Origin of the sequence: Rahnella inusitata, assembly GCF_965118895.1 — a bacterium.
Taxonomy (GTDB): domain Bacteria; phylum Pseudomonadota; class Gammaproteobacteria; order Enterobacterales; family Enterobacteriaceae; genus Rahnella; species Rahnella inusitata_A.
The window spans coordinates 1-16110 of record NZ_CBCPJJ010000029.1 but is presented as its reverse complement, the minus strand read 5'-3'; the positions used below and the strand labels follow the sequence as shown (position 1 = coordinate 16110).

The window sequence follows — 16110 nt, the reverse complement described above, 5'->3', positions numbered from 1 at the left end:
CCCTGCATTACATGACCTCTTATTTCATTTTCAGTTTATAGATGCCTGAGAAATCCAAATCCTGACCGACAATCAAATTAATAATTTCACCTTGATTTTTATATAGCGTTGGAGGGATATTCACACTGTTTGAAAATGACTCACGAGCAATATCAGCAAAAGCCTGTCTACTGTTTGCCGTATAATCCGTCTGGTTATCTTTATTGTTTTTTGCTGCCCCGCTTAACGCCTGAGCAAAATCGGGGATCATGCCAACCATCATCGCCCCCAAAAAACGGTCGCTAAAATGAGTATCAATCCATCCTGACGCCCCGGCTTCCCCCAGCGCTCCCGATGCCTGCGTATCAATCAGCGGTATATCAATAAACGGTGTAGTTCGTGTCCGTAGCTTGGTTGCCATGATAAATACGGCACCCTGACCGTGCCGGAACGAACCGGATTTGTACATCAGGTAAGCAGCCGTGCCTTTTTCAATAAGCTTCACATTGCCGTTTGCACTGTAGATATCAGCATTAACGGTACATACCAGCTTTCCGGCCAGGTCAGATACAAAGCGCCGATCCAGTGAACAAGGGATTGCCGTGTTTTCAGGGATAAACAGATTAGGGTCATAAGGAACCCGCGTAATCTTTGATAGCGAGACGGGCGCGCCTGCATTCACCGGCTGCACTTCAGGTTTTGTATTACTCCCCTCTCCGTCGTTTGTCTCGCTGGACGTCTTAGTTGAGGCACTGCTGCTGTTTCCTAATGCAGCGCTACTTCCTCCATAGGACACATCAAGTGCGCGGCTGTAGCCGTGCTGTACGCTTTCCGGCGGGGCTTCTGCTTTACCGTTGCTGCTACTGGATTTACTCTCTCCGTTCGCCTCCGGTGGTTTTTGCCCGGCATTAAAGGGGTCAGTGTCATCACTGAGTCCCGTCTGACGTTTAACCGATCCCGTAGCCACAGTGTCACCAGCGGGCTTTTCATCCGCACTGGACATACTACGAATAATTGACGGAACGTAATACACAGATAATCCAACGGCCAGCAGGACAAAAGCGGCGATTATTATGATCATCCCTTTACGTGATTTTTTCAGCTTCTCGATTCCCAGCTTATTAGCTGGCTCAGCGGTATTATCTGCTTTATCAGATTTATCTCCCTGCTCCAGTTCTTTCTGGCGTAGTTCTCGTAACTGACGCTCGATTTCTACCGCTGTAGGCGCTTTGTTTTCCTGTTCGCTCACTGGATCACCTCTTTATCTACTTTCGGAGAGACGGTATCTCCGGCAGGTAAACGGACTTTGCCAAACCCTTCATTTTCCAGACCAACAACCTGATCCCCAAGGCGAAGTACAAATTTCTGGTCAACTGGGACACCTACTACGGTGTAACTGTTGCTGTGTTTAATCACTGGGTTGGTTATGGTTTCCTTCTGTCCACTCATAACAAAAACACTGGGAAGTTTTTTCATAGGGCTGAATCCTAACCACGTATAACGACCATCGTCATAGGCATAATCCGGGCTGATACTCCGGCTACCTTCTGCAACCCGTTGCGTATACTTCCAGTTACGTGGCGATTTGCTATTTTCAAGCGCCCGGTTAATGGCCTGTTCCTCCTGACGCTTGTTTAACGCTTCAATCCTCTTTTTCTCTATTTCAGCCTGGGCTTTACGCTGTTCCTGCGGGTACTGGTAATTCACCACAAAAGCAATTTTATTAGGCTGGCTGAACGTCTTCGCGTTCAGCTCCATGCTGTAATTGCGTTTTGTTGTGCGAACAAACAGGTTTGTTCGCCAGCGTTCCAGATCGTTCTCAGGGTCGAGTGCCACGTTAACAACTTCAGACGATTGTTTACCGTTCTCGTCCGTTTTGTTGTTTTGCACCGTCTGTTTAACAGGCTTCACTTCCACATAAACAAGATTATCTTCTTTATTCACAGACCATCCCTGCGGAAAACCCGTTCTGGCACTGATTACCGTTTCATCATCATCAAATACCAGAGTAGTGGTATACCCCACCGCGCTGTTAATGACGGTCGTATTTTGTGGGTTATAATTGACGTTTTGATTTCTCGGGTCGAAACCGCTTCCCGATGGCACTACCGCGGCATTGCAAACGTGAGCAGCCATCAGGAACGCAACTATTAACGCTCCTTTATTTATTTTCATCTGATTTACCCTCTTACTTCTTTGTCACGAACGTAGCTGGTAACAACAAACTTGAGTGGATTTCTGTTTCTGTCGCCTGACTTCATATCCACTCCCGGTTCAATCCGGTAAGTCAGACGAATATTCCAGTATTCCTCCTTGCTCATACCTGTAGCAACGTCCCGGACGGTTTTTCTAAAGCGCACATAAGCACCGATATCTTTATCATCCTTACGGGATGACGGGCTTATAATAATTGAGGGATTATCCTGAACGCTGGCGGTTTTCTCAGCCTTGTTGTAAATAACTTTAGGAGACTGGTCACTGTTGATTAAAGCATTATAATCAGCGGCAACATTTTCAGCGCTGTATGCCATAACAAAATCATAATCATGTTGCAGGCTGAAGTAATTGTAACCTTCTCGGCGTTTAACATATTGACCAATGAAATATTGAGCAATAGCCTGATTCTCAGAAAGGTTTTCTTTTTTAACAGTAGTCAGCCATTCTGTAACGCCTGTTACTTTGTCAATCAGAGCAACATCCACAACCGTTGTTTTTAAAGGAAGCGCACTGTTAAGCGCAATAAGTGAAAAGACACCTATTACAATACCTGAAATCCCACCGAGTTTATAAATACGATTCATTTTCTCCTGCAAGGCTAAGTTTTTCTCTTCAAACGTGCTTGAAGAGTCCGTTACTTCTTTTTTCTTATTAAAACCGGGAAGTTTTAATTCTGGAATTTTAAACGCCATTACGCATTACCTCTGCTGAATTAACAGGTTCAGTTTTTCCTGAAACCGGAGGTTGTATGTGCGACGACTGACACCCGACGAGACAAATCGTCACGATAGCCGCGATAATTATTTTCATAATTAATATTCTCACTAAGGACTTGAAGGAATGTTTTTTGATAAGGAGAAATGTTAAACCGATGGAAAAAGTAAATTACTTAACTGCCATATTTCTTCTTAGCCATTTCTATGGCTGCACTGCGCAATTTTTTAGCACCGATGTTTACCCCCTGCCCGGTCAGATTGCCGAGCTTACCGGATAACCCGGTAGACTGACCTAATCCACCTTCCTGACGACGAATGCCTTTCCATGCCCCAAGACCTGCATTCTTACCCATTCCCAGCGCACCGCCAGCCATGCGTGAAGCGCCAAACGTAGCTGCCCCGATACCCATAGCCGCTGCGCCTTGCAACGCTCCCTCCACGCCAACGCCCGCGATCTGCGAAGCATAGGTTTTAGCCTGCCAGATAACCCAGGCCATAAATGCCCCGGCAACACCTGCCTGTGCACCCGTGGATATGAGGTTTAAGGAGTCTGCGTTCGCTATAGATATACTGAGAATACCATTCATGAATGTCATTCCTGCTTTGATTGCCAATCCGCAAAACAAAAATATAAAACATGAACTGAACAAAAGTTGAAGCCAGCTATTAAACATTTGACGAAGAAAACCAAAAGACAAACACATAACAAACAGTGGTGCGGTAACAGACAAAACTTTTAAAGTAACTTCTGCCGCAAGATAAACTATTGAGGTAAGGAGCATTGCCAATATACCGCCAGCATAAGTCAACAATGCAGCTATTGAACCTTCAGTCTTAACATAAGTAGATGTATCCTTATTCATAAGATAAGCGGCCACTTGTTGTACTTTTGTCCATAACTCGTCTACCCAAACCCAGGGATCTCCTCCAGCAAAAGTCGTTTTCAATCCATCGATAGCGCTATTTGCACTATCCAACCAACCGCCAGTATTTCTGACAAAAATCAGGATTAGCCAGAACCTAAATAAATTCCAGATAAAATCCTGAACATGTGATTTTTGCTTACCAACGACAACCGTATAGGCATACCATAATACGTAAATTGAAATTCCATACTTACCCAACGTATAGGCTATTGAAGAGAAACTATCTAACTGACCAGTCAAGGACTGGTCAAGAACTTTTGTTATAACATCATGGGCTGCTTGAAAAAATCTAGAAGATGCCATAAAGGCTCCTATTTTTTATCGCCTTTGTCTAATAGCTTATCAAAGGCATCTTTATAATCTATTGGATTATCCACCGCTTTTAATTGCTTATATCTAAACAATCCATCTTTTGCATTTTTGCAATTATCACTATCACTGCCTGAAGACTTACACTCTGCGACTTTCTTTTCTGCCTCGTTAGGATGAGACTGCCACCAATCGGAAGATTTAACATCCTCACACCCAGACAGCAAAAAAATAATACCTAACGCTAATATAGATAAATAGTTTTTCAAATTTCACCTCAGTTCATTTCATAATTTTGTTGATTAAACTCATTCTTATAATCAACAATCGGACTTTCCGTATTGACTGCATCCAATTGTTTTTTATTGAAAGCAGCCTCCGACATCTTCTCCTTGTATTGTGCTAGATCACGTTGCTTATCGCGATACATTTCATACTGAAACTTGAGTTTCTCAAATTTCATATTCTCAAGAGACACAGCATTCGTCGCATCCTGCGTGGCTTTCGTGTCCTTCGCGTTCTTGACCTGGTCTATGAGATCTTTCATCGACTGGTTGTCTTCTTTCAGCTTATCTTCAAGCTGATTTCCGTACTCAACGCCTGCCAGCTGCGATAAGAAGCTCGCCTCACAGCCTTTAACCAGATCACCGGTATAACCCAACCCTTTACAGGTATCCGTCACCTTATAGTCGCTGAGTAGCGTTTTTGCCTGCTGTGAGAGCGCACCATCCGGGTTTTTAATGTAGTCATCAATAAAAGCATTTCCCTGATCGTAGATCTTTGTCAGTTCACTACTGACTGACTGCGCATCCTGAACCAACCCCTGAACATCACGAACTCCTGTTTTAGTTAACAGCTCGTCTTTATAGGCCGTAAGTTCATTTTGCCATTGCTTGGCTTCTTTCACCCACTGTGCGGCTGTGTCTATAGAGGATTGCGCATCATGGACAATCACCCCAGTTCCTATCGCAAACGTACTTGCAGAGCAGCTAAACAGCATTACGGCCAAAAATTGTTTTTTCATCATTTTCACCTTAATCAATTCCACGGTTAGCACGTTCGAGATAGGTATCAATCCAGTCAGCGGGTTTCATCCCTTCTTTCCAGATCTCATCGAACAGCTCCAGTTGTTCAGCAGAAGCACTTAAAATCGGTAGATAATAAGCCGCGCTGCCCAGGTCTAATTTTGCAAAGGCTGCAAAGTCATCCCGTTCGCCCTGCCGCTGTGGGTTTTTAACCACCATGAACTGACGAGACAGCGGGTCAATCGCCTTAATTTTGTCAAAATAAAGTTCCCTGACCTGAAGCCCTTCAACATACTCACCACGTTTGGCTTTAGGATTTGCCAGATAGATATGCGTGGCACACTGTTCACGAACAGCCGCAGCTATCGGCGTTTTAATCAACTCATCTGGGGATTGTGTGGCAACAACCAGCACCATATCCAGCTTACGTCCGGTTTTGAGTTTGTTATAAACGAAGTCCCTGAATGCATCGTTATTAATCCATTGCCAAAACTCATCCATGTAAATGATAAGTCGTCGGCCATCGGCCAGCATGGTGACGCGATAAATCAGATAAAACGAAGCAACCGGAGCAATAACTTTGTCATCGAGGAATTCTGTACCGTCAACGCCGAAAACATCCAGATTAGCAACGTCAAAAGTATCAACGGGGTTATCAATTACCCAGCCATATTCGCCTCCCTGCGCCCAGGCTCTCAGACGTGCTTTGATACCGTGTCGTTTCGTCTCTGTATCATCTGGCTCAAGAATAAGCGGGATAAGTTTGCTGACAGGAAACGACCGATCTTCCCTTGCCATCAGGCGTTCAACAGCATCTGAAATAAGGCCGTTCTGGTAGTTATCCAGAGTATTATTGTTGAGGGTACAAATCAGTCTTACCAGATCCTTCATAAAAGCGATATTTCGCTTTGTTGGCTTCAAAGCCGCTGGGTTCCAGCCAGTCGGCACACCTCCCTTAACCCGGTAATATTCACCGCCCATTGCACGTATTCCGACTTCTCCGGCACGGTCTTTATCAAAAAAGACAGTGGTCAGTTTCCTGACCTTTCGGTTAGTGGGAAACGACTCTGGCACGCCGAACTGCTGTACAGCATAAGCCTGAGTCATTATAAGGACGGTTTTACCAACGTTAGAAGTACCCAGTATTTCGGTATGTCCCAGCGTCGGGTTCTTACCAAAGAAGTTCTGATGCTCGGTGGTCATATGGTAATTGAAGTGATAAACATCATTACCGGAGCCACGCAAGGTGATCAGTTTATTTCCCCAGGTGTTACCACTTTCTTTTCCGTTAAAGAAATTATGGAAACTTTCCATCTCTGCAAAGTTCAGGCTGCTGATAATGCTGAGGCGCGGTCGCAACGTATAGTTACCCGGTAACTGAGCAAAATAAGCAGCACCAAGACTTAATGTCGAGTAGGTGAGAATCAATCCCAAATCTTCAAGAGTCGTGGTCACGATGTTGGTATCTTTAACCAGCCGTTCCGGCGTATCAGCAAATACAATTAGCGTCTGGTGACACTTACCGAACGAGTTGTACCCACTGGATACCATATCGAGGCCAACACGGAGATCGGCCAGCAGCGATTTAGCTGCATCATCCGTCATTTCCAGCTTATCTATCTGATCGTCTAACGCCTTTATTGACGCCTGTTTGTCCATAGTTGTGAAAGACGATGTAAAGACATACTCAACAGGAAGATACATAAGGGCATCGAAAATACCCGCGTCAGTTTCCTGAAAATAGTCCTTTATCTCAATGCAGCGAAAGTATCTGCCGTGGTCAGAAGCCGTGATCTGACCAGCATCATTGCCAAAGAACAGATCTTTACCGCCCAGATAGGTATAGAACGGGCTGTTAGTTACCCTGACTTTCTGCCACTTACCCGACAAGAGGTACTGGAAAAGAGATAACTGGTCAGAAAATACTTTTCCATTTTCTTCAGCCAAAGCAAGACGCCGGGAATGAAACCGTGAAAGGTAAGTATCTAACCGACCACATATTTCATTCATTTCATTAATGGGTTCATCAAAGACTTTATTATTTCCTTTTTTCTTTGATATGAAATTGGAAATTTTATCTTCAACACTAAAAACTTTATAACAGACAGTTAAGTACAATCTATTTTCGAAATATTCAGGCTCAGTCAGTGAATCGTAGTATTGATTCATTACTTTATTAACAAAAGGTATTTTGCTGTTAAAAGATGTGTGAATTTCTTTTTTAACCCTTATTCGATGTGTATAAAAAGTGATGGCTTTACCTTCAAAGCTACGGATAAGCGTATTTAACTGGTCTGTCAGAATAGTTAAATCCTCATCATCGACACATTCAAAATAAGCTCCGTCGATTTGCCATGTTGCCAGCAAATCTCTCTTTTTAGTGACAATAAGGTTGTCCGTGATGTGAGAGGAGTAAGGTATCAGTTCTTCAAGAGAAGCCTGGTCTTTCAGTTTCATAAAATTGTCCACTCTGGAAATATCGACTTCATCATACTGGCTCCCTGCGTAATGAACGGCTCTAAAGCGTTTGTTTGACAGCGGATGACCTTTGATCAACGCTCGCAGGTAGAGCAGGTCAAAAAAACGTTCATCTATCTGTGTAACTCGCTTGATGGCATACCAGCCAGGCAGCACAAGGGCGTACATAGCGTCGTGTATCCAGACTCCAAGCAGTACAGCGATAAGGCACATTCCAAGGAAGGGGTAGAGCGGAACGCCCAGCCCGCGAATTAAAGCGGGGCGTGTTAGCCCTTTAAAAAGAGTACTCATTTTACGCCCCTTGTATTATTTAGGCCAACCAGTCAGGTACATAAGGAGCGATAATAAAGATGATCATCCCGATAACTAAAGGAATAATCCAGCCCATATGCTGGCGAGAGAACAGTGCAATATAAGCAATGCCCAGACAAATAATAGTAATCACGGGTTTTCTGATATCAGTCAGAAAGTCGATTATTTTCTGTAAAAAACCAGTGGTTTTAGTAGAAACATCATCGGCAAATGCAGGTTCAGCTACGCATAGCATCAGAGCACCCATAAAAACGGCCAGAGTCAGATAACGTTTATTCATTTTCAACATCGTTAGTTTCCTTTTCATCTGTTACAACGCCACGCATGGCGTATTGTGGATATACGGTAATTTCTTTAGATTGGGTCTTATGTGGATTTTGTTCGATATTCTCCTTATTGATTTCATCTTTAATCGAAGGAACAAGCCAGGCTTCTTTCTTGTCAATTCGGTTATAACCAATTCTTTGCGTATAGCTTGTATTGTTGAAGCTTGATTCGGTTTCCTTACCGGTTACAAAGTTTCCCGAATAATAACAACTTAGTGCATTTTGTAGACTCCCTCCCCGTTGATAACAGTCAACAATTATTTTTTCCGATACAGACAAGTTTGTACAAGGAGATAAAAGCTTCTCAGCATCAACACCATATTTAGTGAAATTAGAACTGGTGATTTGCATAAGACCGACTGAATAACGATTATTGCGGGATTCAATTTTACTTATTATCTGTAATGCGTCCTCCTTTGTTTTTGGAAAGTAAGAAACTACGCCGCTATCACCGGGTTTACGTTTATCTTTCGGTATAATCTCGGCAATCGCATAGGGATTAAAACCAGATTCAACCCTTGCAATCTCATGTGAAGTATCAGGGTGAACGCTGGCTGCGCATTGCATAGCAAGCGCAATGAAAGCTGAAGTGGATAACATTAAATTCTCCCGGCCAGAACAGCGCGGAACAGGTCATGCAGAAAGGTTACTCGTCGGAATCGTCATCAGCTCCGTTTATAAGCTTTTCGGTTGCCTGTTGTGAATAGGTTTTGATGAGGTATTGCACAAAACCAGAATCAGAAATACGCCTGCCTCTGCGATAGCTAATCTCAACAGAGATCCGCTCGACTTCATCACGTACAACAGAGGGTAGGTAGAGTGTATTACGTTGTGGCTTGCGCTTGTTTACTGGCTTTTTTCTGGTAACAGTCATTTTTTTTCCGTTTCATTTTGTGGGTTAAGCTTTTCTCTGTGATGTAATTGAGCATGGCTATACTTCTCTTCCGTGGATCATCCATCAGCATTATTTCCACCAAACGGGGGGAGTCACTAAGGATAAGTTGATTCCTTTCTCCTTTTTGTACGTTATAAATTTCCTCTTCCGGTACAGGCAAAGGCTCACCGCCAAAAGCGATAAACCGTTGAACATAGGGGATAGCTGTGATTGCTGAAGAGTGAATTTTATCAAAATCGGCATTTATAAAAAGATAACCATGAAAAAGAGGGATAAGTCTTTCTCTGTAGGAAATTTCTTTATCCGGGCGGCGGTATCTTTCAGTTACCATAGGGCAGTAGTAGGAAAAGTTCAGGCGTTCAAGATGAGAAAAAACCGCAGTGAATCTTGTAGCAGTAAATTGCAGTACATACCATTTCATTATTTTTTCCTTTCAGGCGCTCTCTCGACTCGGATAACCCCGGAGTATATAAGAAAAAGAAAAGGACACATTTCAACCTGTGAGGAACCTTACCAGCTAGTTATGCTGCTTTCAAATCTTTAAGCAGATATTTAGATCAAGATAACTTCATACGCAATTTGTTTATGCTGCATAAATGGCATTATTGCAGTGTTTTATACTATATATGTAAATTTAATTAGATCAATCGATCATGTCAGGATCGTTTCCCAGTTAACTTAACTAAAATTTTGAAGAATAGTTGTTTTTATAATGATGAGTTAATATTTAGATAATAAACCGATCACAATCAATAACTTACATTCAACAGAGAAGAAGTTAAAGCTTAAAGCCGATCTTCGTCTTCTGCTGGTTCTGGAGCATGGCTTGTTTGATTTGAGTAAATTGCTTCATCTGATGCTGTTGCTTCTGGATTTGATCAGTGCTTCCAAGCGCTACTTCTTTACTAACAGACGGGGTTCGGTTTACCCCTTTGACACCAATGTTTTCAAGGTGCCACTCATTACGATGAACAGTTTTCCAGCCGTGCTGTACACCATTCTTATCAAGCGCTGGTATCTTCACTTCCTTCTGGCCGAGCTTTTTAAGTTTAACCAGGTCACCTTTTTTAACGCTTTCACGTTGAGTGAGATCTCCAAAATCAGCCCCCCAATATGTCTTTTCTATACCTTTATTAAGAGTTTTCAGTTTTAAAAAGTGCTGTTTCGGTTTGCTCTTATCATGCTGGTAATGGTCATAACCAACATCTACAACCTCATACACACCTTTCTGTCGTTTAGGAGCGTTACTGTGCGCATCCTTTACTGACTGATTAAGTCCCACCTGCTGCCTGTGAGTGGCTTTAACGTCATATCCCTTTAGACACAGTTCCTGGCAAAAGCCACTGCGGATCTCCCTCAAGTCTTTCTTCTTTATATCGGTGCGTTTCCCGTCTTCATCACGAATACGGAAAACAACATGGACATGTGGATGGTCTTTTTTATCGTTGTGATAACTCAATACAAATCGGTTGTTTGGGTATTTTTTGTGCATGGTTTTTCTGACAGAGTCGAGCAAGTCCTCTGGTTTAACCTTTGCTGAAACCGGAGGAGAAAAGACGATATTTTGTGAAACTTTTTTGTTTTCTTTACCTTTATCATTCATCACATGCTGAGGATCATTAGCACGGTCTATCATGTGCTCTTTAGCTTCTTTGATTTCATCACCGTTCCAGACCTGACCACTTTCATTCATTACTGGTAGCTCAGATTCACGACTCATGTAGTCAATGCTGTTTCTTATGCCTTGTCTTGTGATAGCGCCCCCGGATATTTTCACTACGACTTCTTTACTGGCACCTTTTCGATTAACGCGCTCCTGTACATTTCGTTGATAATTCTTCCCACCATTCTTAACCTTATGGGCAAAAGCGGATTTGCTACCAGCTTCCGATGATTTACGCTTAACACGAAAATCCTTATCAACTGAAACACCCATAATCAAACCTCAACTTTATTAGATACGGTACGCCCTTTACATAGCATAATATAGTTTTCAAACTCACTTTTCAGACTCAGAATTTCAGATTTTAATTGCTCAGCATCCTGAAAAAAACTATTCTTATCGAGTATTCTTGCATGATCATTGACGATAATGTAATGAAAGTTTCGACCAATCTTATCAATAGTATTACGACATCTATTCATAACAAGTAATTCCTGGTCAAAAAAATCAAGTTCATTATCAAGCGTTGCTTGAATACGATATCGGCATTCTCTTGATAAAGTCCACCCATGACGTTTAGCTTTTTTTTCAATCTCACCTCTTTGTTTTAGTGTTAAATACATTGTGGTTTTGGTAAAATTATCATTATCTAATACAGTGTTAACTTCATCATCTTTAGCAGTGCTTTTTAGCAAAGCACTGGCAAGTAATTTCATGCCTTTAGCAACTGTTAATCCTGGCTCATCTGGATAAATTACTTTCATACATTTAAGTAACTCATCGTGTTGATAATCTTCAAGTCTGAACTGTACTTTTTTCATAATTCCTCCAACAATAACCGACTGTAGGTCAACGGGCAAACGTAGCGGAATGGCGTCGCAGACGTCATTTTGCGGCGTTTGCCCTATCCTGCATCACATTATTTCTGCTTTGCTCTTGAATTGTGCTTCAGCAGCGAATGAAAAGCAAAAAACGAAGGGAAATAGTGGCTGTAGCAACAGATTGTCTCCGACCGGAAACATCAGCGTTGTGGTATGATCAGTGGATATTGATTCGCTTCGCGAACGGTCTTGCAGGGGGCGCGAGCGCTGTTTCGTGGAGTATTAAAAATAGCACCTCCCGCAAAACGGGAGGGCTTCGGCGTATCAATCACAGTGCTTTATTCAGTATCTGGTTCTCCGCCTCCCATGCCCTTACGGGCATCTACAATCCAGCGTCGGAAGTTACTCATGCGCTTGCGGTTTGCCTGGGTGGGTCTTCTGCCCCGGTTCCCTGTTAGTACACGCCAGTCTCTCAGCCCGGTTTCTTTAGTCCAGTACAGTATAATTTCCCCTTTAGGATTGAAGCCAAGAGAAAACCGCAGTGATCCTTTACTCTGTTGTTCACTGATAAACTGTATAAACTCCTTCTTAGTCATAAACCCTCCTTGTCCTATTTATCAGTGCGTTCAGAATTTCTTTTCACTAACGCTTCCCTGAGCAATTCCATGAACTCAGGAAAAGATGAAAATGGCATGATCGGGAATACCGGATTAGCGCCCTTTTCAACTGCCTGTATTGCTGATAGCATACGTTCTGACATTAAAATATCCTCGCAACGGATTTAGTGTCACGGTATCAGGTTGCTTCAACAACCTGATACCACCTCTTTTAAATAGTTAGTTGTACTTTTTCAGTATTTCTATAATCTCCTTTTTAGCTTCATTTTGTTCCTCTGTAGTAAATGCAAAATTGAACCAACCATCAATGTTACTTAAAACTCCCTCTTTAGAGAATCCGCATTCATCAAACCAAAAGGCGACATTTTTCTTAAGTGAGTTTATTGCGCTGATCTCGGTGTTATCCAGCTCTCTTGCAGAGAGAACCACATAACCGCGACCACGATTTTTAATTTCAAAGGAATGAATAGCCAGGGGGAGTGTTTCTGATCGAACAAATGCAGTGCAGGTGATAACGTGTTTATTTACGTTTAAAGCGTTAAAGTCGATGATGTAAGTTTTCATTTTAACTCCTGCCCGTTGGGGCTTTGGCGGGTAACGGGATATTCCCTTACCTCTCGCTTACCATTATACTGACTATTGTCAGTAATGCAATTTTTTCTATATTTTAATCTCTTTTAACCAATGTGTAATCTGGATGCTCTCCCGCGAGTAGCAATAATAATGTATATTCGCTTTTCGATACCTTTCTGTTTTGTGCACTATCTTTGCTTAACTCCTTTCGCTGCCAGTAGTTAAGTGAAACCCCCATGAGTTCCGAAGTTTCTTTTTGCGTCAGCCCTGCTTTAATGCGTAATCTTTTTATCTCTTCTGGTGCAAAATCACATTCAATCATTTTTAAAACCTTCTGCAATCTTATCGACAAGCTGCACGAATATTGCTTTTTCTTCATCAGGTAATGAAGACATAACCGCATCATAATCGATTAAATCTAAAGACGTAAAACCTACCTGTGAACTAAACACTGGTTTTCTTGAGGTTGATTTTGTTTCATCACAAATTTTTTTCTTAGATCGGATTTTTAATTTTTTCTCAAACAACACTAAGTAACCAAGTTCGGTCTTTTGACAGGTGACGCAAAATGTTTTATTTCCTACCCCTTTTCTGAGATAGATACCGTCTGTCTTATTTTCACCATTCATAAGCAACCTTTTTTATAACAGTCATAAAAATTACAGTATAGATATAAAACCGACCATCTTTATAAGTTGGTCAGTCGTCAATCCATTTATGTTCACCCCATAACCGCTGTGATTCTCGGTTACCGTTCCATGAATCCCGTTCATAGTTTTAAATCCCGTCAAGGTATTATAGTGAGGTGTGAGCTGCACTTGTTGAGCCAGCATTCCCTTGACGATCCTTTCTTGCTCTCGTTTATCCCGCCGTTCTTTATCACAGTTAATCGCTTGCTCGACTTCCTGCCGAGCTGTTACCAGGATTTTACGTTGAATATCTCTCGCAATATCTATGGGGTTGCGTTGTGGGGAAACCGTGCATGAATGACACGGACTACGCCAGCTACGGCAATCCACATTTCCAACAATTGTCAGCCTGTTTTTATCCATTCTGATATGAACTGAATAATTTTTAAAAAAATGGGATGTCAGTTTAATCCTGTAAAGACAATCATCTATCCGGTTTACCCGCCAACCATCGCCAAGGATACGGCAAACCACCTCAAAAACGGCTTGATATGATGCCCTGAAACCTTTCTCATTCATTTTGATTTTCTCCGCACTAGCAAAACGGGGGCAATAGCCCCCTCCGGTTACGCCCTGCCCTCAAGTTGTTTCCAGCCTTTAGCTTTACGTTGTCCGGCTGTGCCATACATTTCTCGGATTTCATCTATGCTATGTTCTTTACGGTTAAAACGGCTTCTATGTTCTTCTGGACGATAAAACCATTGTTTTTTCTTTGCCGCCCACTTACATCCCATTTCTTTCAGTGCTTCTTTATGTTCACGGGTTTCTCCACTGATCCAAACCCAATTACCGATAACTTCATAAATTACACCTGCCAGACCGGAAAGAACATTAAGCACCTTTTCCAGTTCTTCGCCGTAGTTGTAATGGGCGCTTTCATCCTCACTCTGAAACTGATTAACTTTATCGATATTCGCCATCAGAAAATCAAAAGCCGTGTTAACTGCTTTCATTAGTTCTGAACCTAACGGATTGCGATCTGGATGGTATTTTAGCGCCAATTTTTTATAGGCTGTTTTAATATCCTGCTCTGATAAATCACCGGATAAACCAAAAATATTTAAAGCTTCTTGTACATTCATCTTTTGTACTCCTGCCCGTTGGGGCTTTGGTGGGTAACGGTCTATTCCCTTACCTCTTGTTTATTATACTGACTACAGTCAGTAATTCAACTTATTCATTGATATTTCCCGCGTTTCTTTGCGTTGATAGCAATTCGTGAAGGCCGTGTGAGCCTCTCTAAGCTGTTAAGCCGCCTTTATCATCGTGATGAGTGGCATCATTACTGAAAAGCTCTCCTGAGCAGTTACAGGGCGTTTGAAATTCAAAGTAAATCTGTCTAATAAATCCCACCGCTCGCCGCAAGACAAGATTAGGGAGCCGCAAAGCGGCGAGTCTGTCTTGTCGAGGAAGCGGAATAGCATCTGATGGTGAAGTGGAGCACATTCACTCAGTGGTTAAATATTACGAGGCAAGCTACTGGAACCCAATGAACCCTTACGCGACATGATGCCAGCATAAATTTAATCCAGGCGATACTGAAGACAAAAAAATGCCAGCAAAAAAGCGTTGGCCAGCTGCGCCGGTCGCTAAACTTTGCTGGCATCCAGGATGTTATTAAATCCCGTCCAGAAGAAAATCTATCGAGGCTTTAACCTGAGAACGATATTGCACGGCAGTACAGAACTCAGCGCCTAGCGCCCGGACGGGTATGCTTGCCAGTTCATGAGTCATTACGGCGTATTCATTCCCGTCTGTCAGCATGATGATAGGGATCATCCGTTCAGGTCGTTTTCCGGTGGGGTACTTTTCGAGCGGGAGTAAGGGGATGACGATCCGACGATTGAGCTGTCCGATAATATCGCTCGTCACGTCAAGCAGGTACGGGTAAATCGTTGTCTTTCCGGTATTCTGGTAAACGGTGAATTGCATTGTCAAAACGTCCTGTATTCATCGCTGAAACAACCATTCTCATCGTGAAAGCGATTTAAGGCGTCCAGGGCCTCCATGTTTTCTGTTTGCCACTTCTGAGCAGCATAACGGCGTAATTCAGCATCAAGGGCTGCAACCAGAGTTGCGCTAAGGTTGATACCCGCTTCACGTGCTTGGTTCAGCAAGCCGCGCTCAAGCGTCATGGTGACGCTTTGTGTGTTCCGTTGTTTCGTTGCCATGACTGATCTCCGCTCATAATGTGTCGTGTAGTATACACGGCTATTTACACGGGGCATATTGCTGAAGTCGTGTTTCTGGATTACGTAAAACGTCCTGTATCGCGTTCTAAGCGTTTTTCTGCGCGTTGTTTTTGCATAGCCAGGGTAAGGCGATGATAACGACACTGAGTGGCTTCTATTGCCTCTCAGTGATGGATCTTAAAAGGATCAAGATTCACATGCTCAGTTCCTAATTGTGGGCGTAAGTTAAAAATCAACTCACCTTTAAGGCCTAAAGTGTAGGATGTCCATGACATTAACCAATTGTTTTAGTTGATAAATTAATGGTCACAAAATGAAGTTAAAAACTCTCTCACCTTTCTTACTAAAAATTTAGAAATAGATAAAACAGGC

General features: G+C 42.6%; 21 protein-coding genes. All 21 read right to left on the bottom strand.

What is annotated here, in order from left to right:
* Positions 1 to 19: 19 nt before the first annotated feature.
* The 21 genes from virB10 to ACMHLI_RS22370 all read right to left on the bottom strand — a co-directional run bounded on the left by virB10 (position 20) and on the right by ACMHLI_RS22370 (position 15717).
* Positions 20 to 1228, bottom strand: a complete 1209-nt coding sequence (gene virB10 / locus ACMHLI_RS22470) for a VirB10/TraB/TrbI family type IV secretion system protein (protein ID WP_226721464.1) — start codon at positions 1226 to 1228, stop codon at positions 20 to 22.
* On the bottom strand, positions 1225 to 2154 hold the full coding sequence (locus tag ACMHLI_RS22465) for a TrbG/VirB9 family P-type conjugative transfer protein (protein ID WP_226721465.1): 930 nt from the start codon (positions 2152 to 2154) through the stop codon (positions 1225 to 1227). The genes virB10 and ACMHLI_RS22465 overlap by 4 nt, the downstream gene beginning before the upstream one ends.
* Before the next feature lie 5 nt (positions 2155 to 2159).
* Positions 2160 to 2888: a virB8 family protein gene (locus ACMHLI_RS22460; protein WP_226721466.1), complete on the bottom strand. Its 729-nt coding sequence runs from the start codon at positions 2886 to 2888 to the stop codon at positions 2160 to 2162.
* 197 nt (positions 2889 to 3085) lie between these two features.
* Positions 3086 to 4141, bottom strand: coding sequence for a type IV secretion system protein (locus tag ACMHLI_RS22455; protein ID WP_413531373.1), 1056 nt, complete (start codon positions 4139 to 4141; stop codon positions 3086 to 3088).
* Positions 4142 to 4149: 8 nt separating this feature from the next.
* On the bottom strand, positions 4150 to 4416 hold the full coding sequence (locus ACMHLI_RS22450; protein WP_226721468.1) for an EexN family lipoprotein: 267 nt from the start codon (positions 4414 to 4416) through the stop codon (positions 4150 to 4152).
* Positions 4417 to 4424: 8 nt separating this feature from the next.
* Positions 4425 to 5171: a type IV secretion system protein gene (locus ACMHLI_RS22445; RefSeq protein ID WP_226721489.1), complete on the bottom strand. Its 747-nt coding sequence runs from the start codon at positions 5169 to 5171 to the stop codon at positions 4425 to 4427.
* A gap of 10 nt (positions 5172 to 5181) precedes the next feature.
* Positions 5182 to 7941, bottom strand: coding sequence for a VirB3 family type IV secretion system protein (locus ACMHLI_RS22440; RefSeq protein WP_226721469.1), 2760 nt, complete (start codon positions 7939 to 7941; stop codon positions 5182 to 5184).
* A 19-nt stretch (positions 7942 to 7960) separates the two neighbouring features.
* Complete coding sequence (locus ACMHLI_RS22435; RefSeq protein ID WP_050074611.1) at positions 7961 to 8251, bottom strand: TrbC/VirB2 family protein; 291 nt, start codon at positions 8249 to 8251, stop codon at positions 7961 to 7963.
* Positions 8235 to 8888, bottom strand: coding sequence for a lytic transglycosylase domain-containing protein (locus tag ACMHLI_RS22430; protein WP_413531372.1), 654 nt, complete (start codon positions 8886 to 8888; stop codon positions 8235 to 8237). The genes ACMHLI_RS22435 and ACMHLI_RS22430 overlap by 17 nt, the downstream gene beginning before the upstream one ends.
* A gap of 224 nt (positions 8889 to 9112) precedes the next feature.
* Positions 9113 to 9604 carry a transcription termination/antitermination NusG family protein gene (locus ACMHLI_RS22425; RefSeq protein ID WP_226721471.1) on the bottom strand — a complete coding sequence of 164 codons (492 nt, stop codon included), beginning with the start codon at positions 9602 to 9604 and terminating at the stop codon, positions 9113 to 9115.
* Between the two features lie 357 nt (positions 9605 to 9961).
* Positions 9962 to 11119, bottom strand: coding sequence for a MobP1 family relaxase (gene mobP1 / locus ACMHLI_RS22420; RefSeq protein ID WP_226721472.1), 1158 nt, complete (start codon positions 11117 to 11119; stop codon positions 9962 to 9964).
* A gap of 2 nt (positions 11120 to 11121) precedes the next feature.
* Complete coding sequence (gene ddp1, locus ACMHLI_RS22415) at positions 11122 to 11667, bottom strand: DNA distortion polypeptide 1 (protein ID WP_413531371.1); 546 nt, start codon at positions 11665 to 11667, stop codon at positions 11122 to 11124.
* 338 nt (positions 11668 to 12005) lie between these two features.
* Positions 12006 to 12263, bottom strand: coding sequence for a hypothetical protein (locus tag ACMHLI_RS22410; protein ID WP_226721474.1), 258 nt, complete (start codon positions 12261 to 12263; stop codon positions 12006 to 12008).
* A gap of 14 nt (positions 12264 to 12277) precedes the next feature.
* Complete coding sequence (locus tag ACMHLI_RS22405) at positions 12278 to 12427, bottom strand: hypothetical protein (protein WP_226721475.1); 150 nt, start codon at positions 12425 to 12427, stop codon at positions 12278 to 12280.
* 76 nt (positions 12428 to 12503) lie between these two features.
* A complete protein-coding gene (locus ACMHLI_RS22400) occupies positions 12504 to 12848 on the bottom strand; it encodes a hypothetical protein (RefSeq protein WP_226721476.1) in 345 nt (114 codons plus the stop codon).
* A gap of 103 nt (positions 12849 to 12951) precedes the next feature.
* Positions 12952 to 13176: a helix-turn-helix domain-containing protein gene (locus ACMHLI_RS22395; protein ID WP_226721490.1), complete on the bottom strand. Its 225-nt coding sequence runs from the start codon at positions 13174 to 13176 to the stop codon at positions 12952 to 12954.
* Positions 13172 to 13486: a hypothetical protein gene (locus ACMHLI_RS22390; RefSeq protein WP_226721477.1), complete on the bottom strand. Its 315-nt coding sequence runs from the start codon at positions 13484 to 13486 to the stop codon at positions 13172 to 13174. Before ACMHLI_RS22390 ends, ACMHLI_RS22395 begins: the two co-directional genes overlap by 5 nt.
* A gap of 30 nt (positions 13487 to 13516) precedes the next feature.
* Complete coding sequence (locus tag ACMHLI_RS22385) at positions 13517 to 14065, bottom strand: hypothetical protein (protein WP_226721478.1); 549 nt, start codon at positions 14063 to 14065, stop codon at positions 13517 to 13519.
* Between the two features lie 47 nt (positions 14066 to 14112).
* Entirely contained in the window at positions 14113 to 14628 is a 516-nt protein-coding gene (locus tag ACMHLI_RS22380; protein WP_226721479.1) for a J domain-containing protein, read from the bottom strand.
* Positions 14629 to 15163: 535 nt separating this feature from the next.
* On the bottom strand, positions 15164 to 15478 hold the full coding sequence (locus ACMHLI_RS22375) for a CcdB family protein (RefSeq protein WP_050152488.1): 315 nt from the start codon (positions 15476 to 15478) through the stop codon (positions 15164 to 15166).
* Between the two features lie 2 nt (positions 15479 to 15480).
* Positions 15481 to 15717, bottom strand: a complete 237-nt coding sequence (locus tag ACMHLI_RS22370; protein ID WP_050152489.1) for a type II toxin-antitoxin system CcdA family antitoxin — start codon at positions 15715 to 15717, stop codon at positions 15481 to 15483.
* Positions 15718 to 16110: the final 393 nt, after the last annotated feature.

Bases quoted from the DNA above. Each gene is read 5' to 3' on its own strand.
- mobP1 (WP_226721472.1), bottom strand. From the start codon at position 11,119: ATGGGTGTTTCAGTTGATAAGGATTTTCGTGTTAAGCGTAAATCATCG.
- ACMHLI_RS22460 (WP_226721466.1), bottom strand. From the start codon at position 2,888: ATGGCGTTTAAAATTCCAGAATTAAAACTTCCCGGTTTTAATAAGAAA.
- ACMHLI_RS22435 (WP_050074611.1), bottom strand. From the start codon at position 8,251: ATGTTGAAAATGAATAAACGTTATCTGACTCTGGCCGTTTTTATGGGT.
- ACMHLI_RS22380 (WP_226721479.1), bottom strand. From the start codon at position 14,628: ATGAATGTACAAGAAGCTTTAAATATTTTTGGTTTATCCGGTGATTTA.
- ACMHLI_RS22410 (WP_226721474.1), bottom strand. From the start codon at position 12,263: ATGACTAAGAAGGAGTTTATACAGTTTATCAGTGAACAACAGAGTAAA.
- ddp1 (WP_413531371.1), bottom strand. From the start codon at position 11,667: ATGAAAAAAGTACAGTTCAGACTTGAAGATTATCAACACGATGAGTTA.
- ACMHLI_RS22375 (WP_050152488.1), bottom strand. From the start codon at position 15,478: ATGCAATTCACCGTTTACCAGAATACCGGAAAGACAACGATTTACCCG.
- ACMHLI_RS22370 (WP_050152489.1), bottom strand. From the start codon at position 15,717: ATGGCAACGAAACAACGGAACACACAAAGCGTCACCATGACGCTTGAG.
- ACMHLI_RS22455 (WP_413531373.1), bottom strand. From the start codon at position 4,141: ATGGCATCTTCTAGATTTTTTCAAGCAGCCCATGATGTTATAACAAAA.
- ACMHLI_RS22385 (WP_226721478.1), bottom strand. From the start codon at position 14,065: ATGAATGAGAAAGGTTTCAGGGCATCATATCAAGCCGTTTTTGAGGTG.
- ACMHLI_RS22400 (WP_226721476.1), bottom strand. From the start codon at position 12,848: ATGAAAACTTACATCATCGACTTTAACGCTTTAAACGTAAATAAACAC.
- ACMHLI_RS22430 (WP_413531372.1), bottom strand. From the start codon at position 8,888: ATGTTATCCACTTCAGCTTTCATTGCGCTTGCTATGCAATGCGCAGCC.
- ACMHLI_RS22425 (WP_226721471.1), bottom strand. From the start codon at position 9,604: ATGAAATGGTATGTACTGCAATTTACTGCTACAAGATTCACTGCGGTT.
- ACMHLI_RS22445 (WP_226721489.1), bottom strand. From the start codon at position 5,171: ATGAAAAAACAATTTTTGGCCGTAATGCTGTTTAGCTGCTCTGCAAGT.
- ACMHLI_RS22465 (WP_226721465.1), bottom strand. From the start codon at position 2,154: ATGAAAATAAATAAAGGAGCGTTAATAGTTGCGTTCCTGATGGCTGCT.
- ACMHLI_RS22440 (WP_226721469.1), bottom strand. From the start codon at position 7,941: ATGAGTACTCTTTTTAAAGGGCTAACACGCCCCGCTTTAATTCGCGGG.
- ACMHLI_RS22390 (WP_226721477.1), bottom strand. From the start codon at position 13,486: ATGAATGGTGAAAATAAGACAGACGGTATCTATCTCAGAAAAGGGGTA.
- ACMHLI_RS22405 (WP_226721475.1), bottom strand. From the start codon at position 12,427: ATGTCAGAACGTATGCTATCAGCAATACAGGCAGTTGAAAAGGGCGCT.